This window comes from Pararhodobacter sp., assembly GCF_034676545.1.
GTDB lineage: Bacteria > Pseudomonadota > Alphaproteobacteria > Rhodobacterales > Rhodobacteraceae > Pararhodobacter.
On the sequence record NZ_JAUCBZ010000015.1, the window covers coordinates 3,359,881 to 3,373,249 of the forward strand.

Below are 13,369 nucleotides of genomic sequence, written 5' to 3' on the forward strand. Positions count from 1 at the left end.
CCTTTTTTGGGTTTCGACACTAGACCATGTGGCGCAAGGCTGGGCAATGCCCGGTCACAGCAATCCGCGCGCCACCAGATCGGTTTCGAGACCGTCGGGGCCAAGAAAGTGATGCGCCGCCATTCCCACTGCACGCGCACCTTCAACATTGGCGGCACTGTCGTCGATAAACAGGCAGTCGGCGGCACTCAGGGCGTTGCGCGACAGCAGCAACTGGTAGATTTCCGGTTGCGGTTTGAGGCGTTTCTCATGCGCCGAGACGATGATATCCTCGAACACCTCGGCAAGCCGCGGATGGATTTGCAGCGCGACGGGCCATGTGTCGGCGGCGAAATTTGTGATTGCAAAGAGCCGGTGCCCGCGTGCTTTCAACCGATCCAGCAAGCGCCAGGTTCCGTCAATCGGCTCTCGGATCGTATCGGCAAACCGTCGCGGATACTGCGCCAACGGCTGCACCTGACCCGGATGGGCGACGTCGAGTGCTGCCCAGCCGTCGGCAAAACTGCGCCCACCGTCTTGTTGCAGGTTCCAGTCGAAAAACCCGACCGCGTGTAAATACGCCATTCCGGCGGCCGGATCCGGATACTCTGCGGCGACGGCCTTTTCGGGTCGCCACCGGATCAGCACATTTCCGATATCGAATACGATGTTCATGCAGGATTTCGCCCTATTACTTTCACTTTTTCAATCGCCTGACATTAAGCGCAGGAAATGATGACATGTCGGGTCAGATCGTTGCATTAACCCCGCCGCCGTCAAGCAGCACGTTCTGGCCGACGATGAACCCGGCATGTTGGCTGCACAGAAAGGCGCAGGTCGCGCCGAACTCGGCAGCCGTGCCGTAACGCCCCGCCGGGATGGTGGCGAAGCGGCGCTTGCGGGCCTCGTCGAGGGAGATCCCCTCTTTGGCGGCGACACCGTGATCAAGGGAGTCCGCGCGATCCGTCGCGTGAATGCCCGGCAGCAGGTTGTTGATCGTCACGCCGGTTCCCGCCACCTGCCGCGAGGTGCCCGCGACAAACCCGGTCAAACCGGTGCGCGCGGCATTCGACAACCCCAGAACCGCGTTCGGCGCTTTGACGGCCTGGCTGGTGATGTTGACCACCCGGCCCCAACCGCGTTCCATCATCCCCGGCAACAGCGCCTGCATCAGCGCAATGGGGGTGAGCATGTTGGCATCGAGCGCCTTGATGAAATCATCGCGCGACCAATCCGACCACAGACCGGGGGGCGGACCACCGGCATTGGTCACCAGAATGTCAACCTGACCCGCGGCCTCCAGCACCCGGGCGCGCCCGTCCTCGGTGGTGATATCGGCGGCAACCGCCACGACCGTGACCCCGAAACGCGCGCGGAGTTCGGCGGCCGTGGCCTCCAGTGCCTCGGAGCCCCGCGCGTTCAGCACCAGTTCCACGCCCGCCTCTGCCAAGGCCTCGGCGCAGCCTTTGCCCAACCCCTTGCTTGACGCACAAACCAATGCGCGCTTGCCTTTGATGCCCAGATCCATCTGCACTCTCCCGTGTTTTCCCGGACGTAGCATCCACGCCCAAGGGGAACAACGCAAGCCGCGCGTCAGACAATTGACGCCCGCCGCCGCAGAGCCGTAAGGTGCACCGAGTGCGGGGCGGTCCGAGCCCTGCGTGTCAACACTCAAAGGCCCTCCGTGCGTCCCTCAAAACCCCAAACGGCCCATGCTGTCACGGTCTATGCGGCACCCGATCTGCGCGTTCTGTCAGGCGCCAACGCGGGCGATCCGTTGCCCGCCCCTGATGACAGCGTGTGCGGCGATTATTATCGGTTGGAAAAGGACGCGACCCCGCTGACCGTGGTCCTCGATCTGGCGGCGGGGCCCGGCCAGGGAGACGCCGCCGGGACGCTCGCGCCGGGCTCGCAACTGGGGCAACCGGGCGGCTCTGTGCATCTTTTGGGACGCCTGTCGATGATGGCCCCGGATGGCGACCTGGTCGAGGTTCTGGCGCTATCGCTCGCCGGGGCGGGCTGCGTGGCCTTGCCGCTGTCGCCTCTGCTGGTCAAGCACACTTATACGCTGATCGCGGTGGATCCGACGCCCGGCCCGATCCGGCTGGCCGATATCGTCGCGGGGGCGTTTGGCCGGGGCACCCTGATCGCCTTGGCCAACGGTCGGCAAGTGCCGGTCGAAGAGCTGGTGCCGGGTGATATGGTGATCACCCGCGATCATGCCGTGCAGCCGTTGCGCTGGAAAGGCGCCGTGCGGCTGCGCGCCGAGGGCGGTTTTGCGCCTGTTACGGTGATGTCCGGCGTAATGGGCAACCCGCGCCCGCTGACGGTCAGCCCGCATCACCGGCTGTTCCTGTATCGGCGCGACGCCCGGAAGCTGGCCGGAGCTGCCGAGCTGTTGGTTCAAGCGCGCCATATGGTCGATGGCCAAACCATTGTGCGCCGCGAGGGCGGGTTCGTCGAATATTTCTCGTTGGTGTTCGACGCCCATGAGGTGATCTATGCCGAAGGTGTCCCCTGCGAGAGCCTGATGGTTTGCCCCGCCGTCCTGACCCGGTTGCCCGATGACATGGCCGCACCGCTGCGCGACGCCTTCCCCGGTCTGAGCCAGCGTGAGCATACGGGCGCCGATCTTCAGCCAGAACTCGTATCGCGTTTGCGTGATCGCGCTGGCGCTGGTATCGGTTAGCGGTCTGATCGCGTAGGTTCTCATGTCGCAACCCTCCATCATCGCCGCTACTGACCTTTCCGGGCGATCCGCCCATGTGGCGGGCCGTGCTGCGCGGTTTGCCAAAACCCTGGGGGCGCGGCTGATCCTTGCCCATGTCCGGCAGGACGAGGGACCGGCGCGGTTTGGCCGGGGCCGCGCGAAACTCAGCCCGGCGGATGAGTTGGACGCACTGGCCCAAGCCCATGGTGCGATCCCGCAATTGTTGACCGGTGACCCCGCGAACGCACTGGCCGCCTTGGCCGCGCAGGAAAACGCCGCAGTTCTGGTCCTGGGGTTGCACCGCGAGAGGCGCGTGCTGGACCTCATTCGGCTGACAACGCTGGAGCGCGTCGTGCTCGCGTCCCCCTGCCCGGTGGTCATCGCGCATCAAAAGCCGGATCAGGAATATACGCAGGTGCTGGCCCTGACCGATTTTTCGCCCTCCTCGGCCAGAGCATTGGCGACCGCATCCCTTGTCGCGCCAGACGCGCGGTTCCACGCGGTCCATGCCTTGCGGCTGCCGATCGGGGCGGTGTTCAAACCGGGGAGCGGCGAAACCGAAGCCGCGCTGAAGGCCGCCAACGCCCTGAAAAAGACCTTTCTGGCCTATCCCGGCTTGCCGATCCTGACAGAACCGCCCGAGATCGTTCCCGGCGGCGTGCATCAGATCCTGGCTTTTCGCAGGGCCGAACTCGATGCCGACCTGGTGTGCATCGGCGCAAATTCGCACAAGGATGCCAATGCCTTGGGCAATTATGCGCGGGATCTCATGCGCGCGCCGCCAACGGATTTGCTGGTCGCCAAGTCCGTGTGACGGGCAACTGCCAAACCGGCACGCAGTCCGGATGGGGGAAAAGGGCGGGATCTCTCCCGCCCTTTCCCCTGTTTCTTGGCGCTCTGGCCTCAAGTGGCGGGAAAACTCCGCGACAGCCAATCCAGAACAATCGCTTTGAACTCGGCAGGCTTTTCGGCAAAGCCATAATGCCCGACGCCCGGCAAGACATGGAACTCCGAGTGCCCGACCAGCTCGTGCATTTCCTGCATCCCCGCCGCGGAACATGCGGGGTCAACCTCGCCCGCCAGCATCATCACCGGCTTTTTCAGCGCCTCAAGCGCCGGGCGACCGTTGTATTGGGTCAGCGCATTGAGCGAGGCGCGGAAGGTTTCCGTGCGCATGCTCAGCACCACGTCAAAGACCTTATCGACCAGCGGACCGCTGGCGCCTTTGGCCATCATATGGGTGATCAAGGGCCGCGCGTATTCCTGAACGGTCATGCCACGCTCCAGGGGTGCAAGACGTTCCTCGAGGAACTTTGCGCGGTCCTCGGGCGAGCGGTTGGGCACGCCCATGGACCCTGCCGACAAGATCAAGCCGTTGACCTTGGGTTCGGCGTTGGTCAGCCGCGGGCCGATCAGCGAGCCCATCGAGTGGCCCAACACGACGTTGGTCGCGGTGGCCTCTTTCTGGATCATCGCTTGCGCGGCGTCGCAGAAGGTCTCGATGGTGGCCGGCTCAACCGCCGGGCTTTCGCCATAGCCGGGGGCGTCCCAGTCGATAACGCGGTAGCCCGCCGCCGCCAGACCATCGGCCAGATCGCTGAAATAGCGGCCATCACCATACGCGCCGTGCAACATGAAAATGGTGGTATTGCCGGACCCGCGGGTCCGGTAAACAGGGAGTGTGCTCATCGTATATTCCTCACTTACTGGGATCAGCCTTCCATCGCCACGGGACCGGGGTTCGCCATGCCTTCGCCGGCGATCCGATGACCTTCGACCCAACAGGCGTGTGTTCCCTGACAGATCCGCTCGGGCATTTCGATCACGGCGATTGGTCCGGCGGCGATGTCCTGCGCGTCAAAGATCAACGTCTCGGAGGCATTCTTGATCATGTCGGTGACGATGGTCACGATATAGCCGTCATCCTCGGACGTGGCATTCGGGCGCAGCGCGACCTGTGGCTCGCTGCCATAGCGCTCCGGCCCGTATTCATAGCGCGTATCGGTGCCCTTGAGCAGGTCGTATTTCTTGATGCCCGTGAACAGCCAATCACCCGGCTTGAACAGCGTGCCGTAGGTATAGCGATACGGATAGCCGCAGACCGAGTTGGCGTAGAACGGGAATTCGGTGACTTCGTCATCGAGGAATTCCTCTTTGGTTTCGCCGGTTTTCATGTTGAACGACCAACGGTGCAGGCGCGTCTTGGTGCGGTGCTTGTCGAGGTGGTCCATGATCTTTTCGAACACGTTCTCGATCTTGCCGACCGGTGGCTTGGCCGGATCAACCGAGATACAGCCGTCCATGATCACCCAATCGCCCTCTTCGTAGCAGTTCGAGAGATGCAGAATGTAGCACGGCGAGGCCTCGAACCATTTGATATCCGAGTTCACGCCATGACGCGGGATCACGCCAAAGCGCGCGGGCACGTCGCGGTGGAAGGTCAGCTTGCGCTCGCCACGCGCCAGGGCGGCCTTGTCAAAGAAGAACGGCAGGTCGTGCAGGATCGAATAGTTCTGCGTGACCCCCATGTCATGCGGCCAGCGCGGGCCGTCCAGCTCGATCGGTGTGAAATGCACCAGCTTGTTGTCGGCATTGACGATGCCGTAGCTCATATAGGGGTATTTGTCCGAGAAGTTGAAGAACATCATCTCGCCGGTGTAGACATCGACCTTGAAATGCGACGAGACGCCAACCGGCATCACATCCGCCGCCCAGGACGCATCCGGGCCAAGGTTTTCCAGCGTCATCGGGTCCAGGCGCCACGGCTCGGAGCCTTGGCTCATCACCGCCATCAGCTTGCCCGCGTGGCAATGCACGTCGGTGCCGGCGTTGTCCTTCATCGCGCCCATCGACCCCCAGCCACGACGCTGCTTGGCTTGCGGGGCCAGAATACCCGGCCACAGCGACTTGTTCGCGGCGCGCTCGGCCCACCAGCCGGTTGTTTCAACAAAGCGGTTGCGATAGCTGGCTTTGCCGTCCTCGAAATGCACGGCGTGCAACATGCCGTCACCGTCAAACGGGTGATAGATGCCGATCGAATCGTGCACCTGATTGTGCGTGTTGCGCACATAAATGCCGTGCAGATCCTTCGGGATCTCGCCGCGCACCTTGAGGGTGCTGGTGTCGGCGTTGTATTCGTGGACGTTCGGGGCGAATGGCCCTTTCAGGAACGGATTGTCGGTATCCGCGGGAATGGTCAGCTTGGTTGTGCGGACGATCTCTTTCATGACGGTTCCTCGTTCAGGGTTGTGGTCGATTGGGTGGGTTTGTGACGCGACAGGGTCTTGTGCAGACGCTGGCACCACAGAAGATCTTCGCGGTGCAGCGCCAAATGGCGCCTGACCAGGATGTCGCGTGAGAACTCCCATCTATCAGGGTCCAGATGCCGCTCCGCTGCCGTTTCATGCAGATCGGCTTGCATCTCCTGAAAATACGCGATTTCCGCCTTCAGCCAGCCGATGCGTTCCGCCACCAGCCGCAGCCGGTCTGCCTGGGGAGCGTGCCACAGGGAAAAGGTCTTGCTGACGAAGGAATCGTTCAGAACCGGAGGCGTGGTCGGGCTTGCGATCCAGGCATTGAGGGTTTCGCACCCGGCGTTGGTAAGCTCGAATACGCGTTTGTTCGGTTTCCCGTGCTGGATCACCTCTTGCGAGGCCACCAAGTGCACGGCTTCCATTGTCGACAACGCCTTGTAGATCTGGCTGATCTTCACCGGCCGGAGCCGATGAAGGGTTTTCATCACATCGTAGCCACTGCTGGGCGAGCGTGCGATCACGCCCAGAATTTGATAGCTCAGAGGGTTCAGCCGGATGGTTTCGCCGTGCTCCTCGGAACCTGTGGACGCGATGTTCATGCCCTTATCTCACCGCCCCGGCAGCGCGGCGTTTGCGGACAGTCTTGACGACCGTGAAGGCCAACATAAGCGCCATCGTTGCCACCAGCACCGCCGAGATCGGTCTGGTCACAAAGACGGTGAAGTCATCATTCGCGATCAACAGCGCCCGGCGGAAGCTGGTTTCAATGATCGGCGACAGAACAAAGGCCAGCACAAACCCGGCGACCGAATAGTCGAGCCGTCGCATCAGATAGGCAAAAAGGCCGATCCCGAGCGCAAGCCAGAGGTCAAAGATCTGTGCCCGCGAGGTAAAGACGCCGACAATCGACAAGATCAGAATGCCCGGCACGAGCACGAAATTCGGCGTCACCAATGCGCGCGCGAACCCCTGGCTGAGCAGTTTTCCCATGATGAACATGCCGATGGTTGTCACCACGAAGCCGATGAAGATCCCGTTGATCAACTCTGGATTCTGGCGGATCATCTGGGGTCCGGGCTGAATACCGTGGATGATAAAGGCCCCGGCAATGATCGCGATCCCGGCGGTGCCGGGAATACCCAGCGTCAGGAACGGCAACAGCGCGCCACCGACGACCGCGTTGTTCGCGCTGTCCGGGGCGGCGATGCCTTCGCCGCTGCCATTGCCGAATTTCTCGGGGTTCTTGGACAGGGATTTGGCGGCTGAATACGACAACCAGCCCGCAACGGTCGACCCGACGCCCGGCAAAATACCCAGGCCGGTCCCGATCACGGCGCCGATGGTCGAGGCTTTCAGCCCGCTCAACATCTCACGCATGGTCAGGGTGATCTTCATCTGGCTGGCATCGAAATCAAACCGATGCTTCATGTTGCCTTCCATCATGAAGAAAATCTCGGAAAACGCGAACAAGCCGACGACCAGCGCGATCAGGTTGAGGCCCTCATAGAGCTGCGGAATGTCGAAGGTCAGACGCGGGGTGCCGGCGAACATATCCAGCCCGATGCTCCCGGCGATCAAACCCAAACAAATCGAAATGGCGACTTTGATCGCATCTCGCGCGGCAAACGCAGTCACCGCGACCAAGCCCATCAAGCCCAGCAAAAAGAACTCGGCATCGCCAAGCCGCAAGGCAAAGCGTGCCAGCGGTTGCGCGAACAAGATCAACACGGCGCCGCCAAACAAGCCACCCAGCGTGGAGCCATAAAGCGAGAAGCCCAAGGCGCGCCCGGGGGAGCTTTCTTGCGCCATGGCGCGACCGTCTTGCACAATCGGCGCGGCCATGACCGTGCCGGGAATGCCCAACGCAATCGCCGAGATCGAGCCGCCGTATTCCGCCGCCTGATAGACCGCCAGCAGCATCAAGATCGCGTTCAGGGGTTCCATCGTATAGGTCAGCGGCAGCAACAGCGTGATGGCGATGGTCAAACCAAGCCCCGGCAAAGCGCCAAACAACATGCCGACAAAAAGGCCGACAAGAATACTGCCAGCAGAGCCGAGTAGCGCCATAGTATCAAGATTAGACAGGAATTCCATGTCGTTAGCCCCTCAGAACCGGATGTAGAGAACGTGGGTGAAGAACAGATAGATCAGAAACAGAACAACCGCTGCGCCCGCGATATTGATCAGAACCATCCGCCACGTCAGTTTCTCATCGGCCGCATAGAGGCACAGCAAGCCTGACAGGAAGACGAACGCGAGGGGGAAGAAGTAACCGAAGGCTTGCCAAAGTCCGAACAGCGCAACCATCGCGGCCAGCGTTACGAGGGCTTTGCGCAAACCGCGGATTTCCAGGACCGGACCCGCCGGGCCAGCAATCGTACGAAGCGCGCCAATCGCACAGAGCACGAGGGTGGCGATCGCCAAGCCAATCGGGAAGCCACCGGCGCCGATGGTGCCACCAAAGGGGTTGGGCAGCCCATATGACTGCAAGATCACGACGACGGCTATGCCCGAAAGCAACGCGTACATGAGTAGGTCTGCAAAACGGGTACGCATGGAAAGCGTCCTTTTCATCCGTTGAATCAGGCAAAATAGCACGCCGACCCCACCAGACATGGCGGGATCGGCGCAGGGACAGGCCTTATTCTGTGATCAGGCCCATACGCAGCAATTCGGTACGGTTCGAGGCCGTGACGGTGGTCAGGATCTCTGCGAAGCGCTCCGAGTTTGCAAAAGCGATCGGGAAGTCGACCGTTGCAAAGAGTTCCTGCAGTTCAGGGTCCTGCAAGATCGTCTCGATCGCGTCGCTCAGGATCGTGACGCGGTCAGCCGGGGTTCCTGCCGGTGCCAGGAAGCCTGCAAAGAAGTCGGTGACCGCCGGGATACCCAACTCGGTCGAGGTGGGGACATCGGCATAGACCGGATCGCTTGCGCGTGCCGAGGTCAGGAAGATCAACGGACGGATTTCGCCACCGGTGTGGATGTTGGGCATCTGCATGGTGCCCATGACCTGACCGCCCATCAAGGCTGCGGTCAAAGGTGCGGTGCCTTCAAACGGGATGTGGCGCATTTCGAGGCCCAAAGCGGCTGCGAACTGCTCGGAGACGATGTGCGTGCCGCTGCCGTTACCGCCGGTCGAGGCATAGGTGAACTCGCCTGGATGCGCCGTGACCCATGCAACCAGATCGTCAAGGTTCTGAATTTCCGAATCCGCACGCACGTTGAAGGCAGCCGGAATTTCGATGACCTTGGCCACGGGGGCAAAGCTCTCGGCGGTGTAGGTCGTGCGGCCATACAACGGCTGCAGCGCAATCGGCGAACTGGTCGTGAAGACGAGCGTATAACCGTCGGGATCGGCATTTGCGACCTGCGTCAGGCCAATCGTGCCGCCGCCGCCGGGCGTGTTGACGACAACAACGTTCGGGTTGTTCGGCAGAGCGGCGGTCAGACGCTGCGCCATTGCGCGGGCCAGTGTATCGGTCGCACCACCTGCGCCATAAGGCACAACGATTTCAATGGGGCGCTCTGGGTAACCGTCTGCGAGTGCAACGGTGGTGCTCATGGTCAGTGCGGCAACGCCGACTGCAAGGGCTTTTACTGTGTTCATAATTTCCTCCTGGTATGAACGAGAGTTTCCGATTTCGAGGGTGTTAGCGAACCCGCATACCGCCACTGGCTTCGATGACTTCACCGGTCATGTAACCGGCATGATCCGAGGCCAGGAACAAGATTGGTCCGGCAAGATCCACGGGTTCGCCAATGCGGCCCAGTGGAATACGATTGACAAGATCCTTGTACAGAACGTTGGCGTCCTCGCGGTGAAAGGGTGAATTCACCAAACCGGGCGACGCCGCGTTGACGCGGATGCCGTGGGGTGCCATTTCCTTGGCGAGGGCACGGGTGAACGCATTCACGCCGCCTTTGGACGCGGTGTAAGCCGCCGCGCCGACGATGCCGCCGCTGCGTTCGGTCATCGACGACACGTTGACGATCCGACCCTTGCCGCTGGCCTTGAGCATCGCGAAACAGGCGCGCTGCGTGCGGAACACGCTGCCGAGGTTGCGGTCGATGGTGGCATGCCAGGTCTCGTCGGTGATTTCCCAGATCGGCGCACGCTCTCGCGGGCCGCCGCCAGCGCAGTTGACCAGCACGCTCAGCCCGCCCATCTGCGCCTTGATCTCGGCGGCCATCGCATTCACGGTGTCGGTATCGGTCAGGTCGCCATCAACCACCAAGGCACGACGGCCCATCGCGATGATTTTATCCGCAATCTCTTGGGACGCGTCGCGCTGGTTCAACCCGTGAACCACCACATCCGCGCCATGCTCGGCAAACAGCAACGCCGTTGCCGACCCGATACCCGAGGCACTGCCCGTTACCCAAACAATATCGCCTTTGAAATCAAACATCATACCACCAAGCTGAAGGTTCATTCGTCACATTGGTGACGATCATTTTCTGCCGCACGAAGCGCAGGATGGAATCGGGTCCGGTGCGCGAGCCACCAAGCCCGCTTTCGCCAAACGCCTCTTTCTGGCAAACTGTCGGGTCGCCGATGAAGAAGGGGGTCGCGCCGGCGTCATTGACGTTGATACCGCCCGCATTCATCCGCTTGGCAACCGCCATGGCCTGATCTTGCGGGCCAAACACCGCGCCCGACAGGCCAAAGATCGAGTCATTGGCAAGCCTGACCGCATCATCCACCGTATCAAACGCCATGACCGGCATCAGCGGACCAAAGGTCTCGTCGGTCATCACTGCCATGTCATGGGTGACGTTCGACAACACCGTCGGGCTGACCCACAGCCCGCCGCCGTGATGTTCAATCTCGCCGCCGGTATGGAACACGGCGCCTTTCGCGCGTGCATCCTCAAGATGCAACTCGATGATCTTGGCTTGCGGCGGGAAAATCAGCGGCCCGATCTGGCCGTCGGTCGGGTTTGGATAGGCGAGTTTCAGCTTTTTCGCCTTGGCGACCAACAGCTCCAGGAATTCATCATGGATCGACCGGGCGACGTAAATACGCTCCACCGAGTAGCACTGCTGGCCTGCGCCCAGCGTCGCACCCGTCACGATGGCGCGCGCGGCACGTTCAAGGTCGGACCCCTCAAGCACAATGGCGGCGTCCTTGCCACCCAGTTCGACAAAACACGGGATCAACCGGGCTCCGGCGCGCGCGGCAACCTTGCGTCCGGTGGCTGTCGAGCCGGTGAAACAGATGCCGTCCGCCTGATCGACCAACGCCGCACCAAGGTCTCCGGCACCGCGGATATAGGTCAGGACACCCGCCAATTCCGGAATATCGGCATAGGATTGCTCAAGCGGCGTGATGAAACGCGGGGTCACTTCGCTGGGCTTGATGATCACGGCGCAGCCGGCCAACAAGGCCGGAATGGCATCCATCACCGACAGCGACATCGGGAAATTCCACGGGCTGATCACACCGAGAACCGGAATCGGCGCGTAATTCGAGGTGCTGGTGAAGGCCGGCATTGAGGTGGGCGCGTGGCGCTCGGCCAGCGCCGAGGGCGCGATCGCCGACCAACGGTCGATCCATTTGCCGATGTTCGACGCCTCGCGACGCGATTCCAGCACGCGCCCGGTGTCCTCGCTCACGGCGTCGGTCAGCGGCGCCTGTAGCCCATCAATCTTGTCGCGCCACCTGGCCAGCACCGCGATGCGCTTTTCAACGCCCATCTCCTGCCACGCAACCTGCGCCTTGCGAGCGCGCGCGACAATCGCCTCAAGATCAGCAACCGGTGTCGCCTCGATGGCGTAATTCTGGCTACCAGTGCGCGGGTCTCGCGCATGTAGCATCTGCGATGGGCTGGCAGTGCGGGTCAATGACGGGCTCCCATGAATTTGGTTCGGATAACGAAGCGGATTCGTGTGTTCTGCGTTGAGGTTTTATGTCATCAATGGTATATGTCAAATACTATTATATGACCAAAACCGACCTGAAGCCCCGCCACCGCCCCGCCACGCCGAATGCGTCTGATTTTATATGTTTGAAATACAATATCTTATCAGCCACAAACGCCGCGAACCTGTCGTTTTTGGCACATGTGAAATATTTCTTTGGCTTAGTTCATATATAATTTGTATCATACGTCAACGCGCGGTTACGCACTGAAGCCCTGACTTCTCAACCATCTGGAGACCATCCTACATGACCGATGCCACTTCCCAGGGCTGCCCCGTCGACCATCAAGCTTGGGCTGAGTTTCGGCCGCATGAACACGTCGGAATGGCGGCATTCTTTGAAAAATGCCGTGCCGAAAGCCCCGTGTTCTTCGACTCCGGCACCGGCTACTGGATTGTCACGCGCCGCGACGATGTGCGCGCGGTCTTTTCCGATCCGGACACATATTCTGCGTTGAACGTCCATGACCCGGTACGCCCGTTTCCGCCTGAAGTGGTCGAGATGTTGAAGGACGCAGGCTTCACACGCGATCGCACGCAAGCCAATTGCGACCGCCCACGGCACACGCGCATCCGCAAGGCCTCGCAATCCTTCCTGAATCTGCGGCAGTTCAAGGCCCGCGAAGGGGTCATCGCCGAGATGGTGGCCGAGGCGGTCGCCAAATTGCATGGTCAGTCACGGGTCGATCTGGTGGATGCCCTGACCTATGAATTGCCCGCGCGCGTGCTGTTCCTGTTGCTTGGTGTGCCCGATGTGAACGCACGCAAGATCAAGACCTGGGCCGACAGCCGGTTCAAGATGATCTCGGGCGATGCGCAGGGCGAGGAGTTGATGGAGGCGGCGCGCGAGGCGGTCGATCTGTGGAATTTCTGCGGCGAGTTGATCGAGGCCCGCAAGAAAAAGCCGGGCGACGACTATCCCAGCCACCTGCTGGCGCTGCACGCCGAGGACCCCGAATCCATCACCGCAAACGAGATCCACAACCTGACCTATGGCGTCCTGTTGGCTGGTCACGAGACGACAACCAACGCGATGGGGTCGATCTTGCGCGGGCTGCTGGATGATCGCTCGCAATGGGAACGGTTGGTGGCGGATCCGTCACTGATCAAGAACGCGGTTGAGGAAGGCCTGCGCGCCATGCCGCCGGTGGTGTCCTGGCGTCGGAAAACAACCCGCGCCGTGACCCTGAGCGGCGTCGACATTCCCGAGGGCGCGGGGCTGCTGATGTCGCTGGTTTCCGCCAACCGGGACGAAAACCATTTCGGCGAGGCAGAAACACTTGAAGTTGACCGCGCCGATGCGCGCGATCATGTCAGCTTTGGCTATGGGATCCATTTCTGCCTGGGCGCCAATCTGGCGCGGCTGGAAATCGCGGCCTTGCTGCAGGAGTTGGTGCGGGTGTTCCCGAACATGGCCTTGGTACCCGGCAGCGATCCGGGCTGGCACCGCACGATGCTGGTGCGGGGGCCATCGCGCGTTCTGGTTGACCTGAACGAAGCCTGA

General features: G+C 61.5%; 13 protein-coding genes. 3 read left to right on the forward strand and 10 right to left on the reverse strand.

Annotation, left to right across the window (positions count from 1 at the left end):
* Window positions 1-54: 54 nt before the first annotated feature.
* Together VDQ28_RS19900 and VDQ28_RS19905 are read right to left on the reverse strand one after the other, a co-directional pair.
* Entirely contained in the window at window positions 55-654 is a 600-nt protein-coding gene (locus tag VDQ28_RS19900; protein ID WP_323037590.1) for an HAD family phosphatase, read from the reverse strand.
* A 73-nt stretch (window positions 655-727) separates the two neighbouring features.
* Window positions 728-1,507, reverse strand: a complete 780-nt coding sequence (locus VDQ28_RS19905) for an SDR family oxidoreductase (RefSeq protein ID WP_323037591.1) — start codon at window positions 1,505-1,507, stop codon at window positions 728-730.
* Between the two features lie 156 nt (window positions 1,508-1,663).
* Between VDQ28_RS19905 and VDQ28_RS19910 the strand changes: the two genes are divergently transcribed.
* Both VDQ28_RS19910 and VDQ28_RS19915 read left to right on the forward strand, forming a co-directional pair.
* Window positions 1,664-2,668, forward strand: a complete 1,005-nt coding sequence (locus tag VDQ28_RS19910; protein WP_323037592.1) for a Hint domain-containing protein — start codon at window positions 1,664-1,666, stop codon at window positions 2,666-2,668.
* 22 nt (window positions 2,669-2,690) lie between these two features.
* Entirely contained in the window at window positions 2,691-3,503 is an 813-nt protein-coding gene (locus VDQ28_RS19915) for a universal stress protein (RefSeq protein ID WP_323037593.1), read from the forward strand.
* A gap of 89 nt (window positions 3,504-3,592) precedes the next feature.
* Here the strand turns inward: VDQ28_RS19915 and VDQ28_RS19920 are convergent, their stop codons facing one another.
* The 8 genes from VDQ28_RS19920 to VDQ28_RS19955 all read right to left on the reverse strand — a co-directional run bounded on the left by VDQ28_RS19920 (window position 3,593) and on the right by VDQ28_RS19955 (window position 11,787).
* A complete protein-coding gene (locus tag VDQ28_RS19920; RefSeq protein WP_323037594.1) occupies window positions 3,593-4,378 on the reverse strand; it encodes an alpha/beta hydrolase in 786 nt (261 codons plus the stop codon).
* Window positions 4,379-4,401: 23 nt separating this feature from the next.
* The gene (locus tag VDQ28_RS19925; protein WP_323037595.1) at window positions 4,402-5,916 is read right to left on the reverse strand and encodes a carotenoid oxygenase family protein; all 1,515 of its coding nucleotides are present in this window, start codon (window positions 5,914-5,916) and stop codon (window positions 4,402-4,404) included.
* Window positions 5,913-6,542, reverse strand: coding sequence for a PadR family transcriptional regulator (locus VDQ28_RS19930; protein ID WP_323037596.1), 630 nt, complete (start codon window positions 6,540-6,542; stop codon window positions 5,913-5,915). Before VDQ28_RS19930 ends, VDQ28_RS19925 begins: the two co-directional genes overlap by 4 nt.
* Window positions 6,543-6,546: 4 nt before the next feature.
* Window positions 6,547-8,037, reverse strand: coding sequence for a tripartite tricarboxylate transporter permease (locus VDQ28_RS19935; RefSeq protein WP_323037597.1), 1,491 nt, complete (start codon window positions 8,035-8,037; stop codon window positions 6,547-6,549).
* A gap of 12 nt (window positions 8,038-8,049) precedes the next feature.
* Entirely contained in the window at window positions 8,050-8,499 is a 450-nt protein-coding gene (locus VDQ28_RS19940; protein ID WP_323037598.1) for a hypothetical protein, read from the reverse strand.
* Between the two features lie 85 nt (window positions 8,500-8,584).
* Window positions 8,585-9,550 carry a tripartite tricarboxylate transporter substrate binding protein gene (locus tag VDQ28_RS19945; protein WP_323037599.1) on the reverse strand — a complete coding sequence of 322 codons (966 nt, stop codon included), beginning with the start codon at window positions 9,548-9,550 and terminating at the stop codon, window positions 8,585-8,587.
* Between the two features lie 43 nt (window positions 9,551-9,593).
* Window positions 9,594-10,352, reverse strand: a complete 759-nt coding sequence (locus tag VDQ28_RS19950) for an SDR family NAD(P)-dependent oxidoreductase (protein ID WP_323037600.1) — start codon at window positions 10,350-10,352, stop codon at window positions 9,594-9,596.
* Entirely contained in the window at window positions 10,345-11,787 is a 1,443-nt protein-coding gene (locus VDQ28_RS19955; protein WP_323037601.1) for an aldehyde dehydrogenase family protein, read from the reverse strand. Before VDQ28_RS19955 ends, VDQ28_RS19950 begins: the two co-directional genes overlap by 8 nt.
* 325 nt (window positions 11,788-12,112) lie before the next feature.
* On the opposite strand from VDQ28_RS19955, the gene VDQ28_RS19960 reads away from it, so the two are divergent.
* The gene (locus VDQ28_RS19960) at window positions 12,113-13,369 is read left to right on the forward strand and encodes a cytochrome P450 (RefSeq protein ID WP_323037602.1); all 1,257 of its coding nucleotides are present in this window, start codon (window positions 12,113-12,115) and stop codon (window positions 13,367-13,369) included.

What these genes read in the sequence shown, in the direction of transcription:
- VDQ28_RS19900 (WP_323037590.1), bottom strand. Translation starts at nt 654, where the DNA reads ATGAACATCGTATTCGATATCGGAAATGTGCTGATCCGGTGGCGACCC.
- VDQ28_RS19905 (WP_323037591.1), bottom strand. Translation starts at nt 1,507, where the DNA reads ATGGATCTGGGCATCAAAGGCAAGCGCGCATTGGTTTGTGCGTCAAGC.
- VDQ28_RS19915 (WP_323037593.1), top strand. Translation starts at nt 2,691, where the DNA reads ATGTCGCAACCCTCCATCATCGCCGCTACTGACCTTTCCGGGCGATCC.
- VDQ28_RS19920 (WP_323037594.1), bottom strand. Translation starts at nt 4,378, where the DNA reads ATGAGCACACTCCCTGTTTACCGGACCCGCGGGTCCGGCAATACCACC.
- VDQ28_RS19925 (WP_323037595.1), bottom strand. Translation starts at nt 5,916, where the DNA reads ATGAAAGAGATCGTCCGCACAACCAAGCTGACCATTCCCGCGGATACC.
- VDQ28_RS19930 (WP_323037596.1), bottom strand. Translation starts at nt 6,542, where the DNA reads ATGAACATCGCGTCCACAGGTTCCGAGGAGCACGGCGAAACCATCCGG.
- VDQ28_RS19935 (WP_323037597.1), bottom strand. Translation starts at nt 8,037, where the DNA reads ATGGAATTCCTGTCTAATCTTGATACTATGGCGCTACTCGGCTCTGCT.
- VDQ28_RS19940 (WP_323037598.1), bottom strand. Translation starts at nt 8,499, where the DNA reads ATGCGTACCCGTTTTGCAGACCTACTCATGTACGCGTTGCTTTCGGGC.
- VDQ28_RS19945 (WP_323037599.1), bottom strand. Translation starts at nt 9,550, where the DNA reads ATGAACACAGTAAAAGCCCTTGCAGTCGGCGTTGCCGCACTGACCATG.
- VDQ28_RS19950 (WP_323037600.1), bottom strand. Translation starts at nt 10,352, where the DNA reads ATGTTTGATTTCAAAGGCGATATTGTTTGGGTAACGGGCAGTGCCTCG.
- VDQ28_RS19960 (WP_323037602.1), top strand. Translation starts at nt 12,113, where the DNA reads ATGACCGATGCCACTTCCCAGGGCTGCCCCGTCGACCATCAAGCTTGG.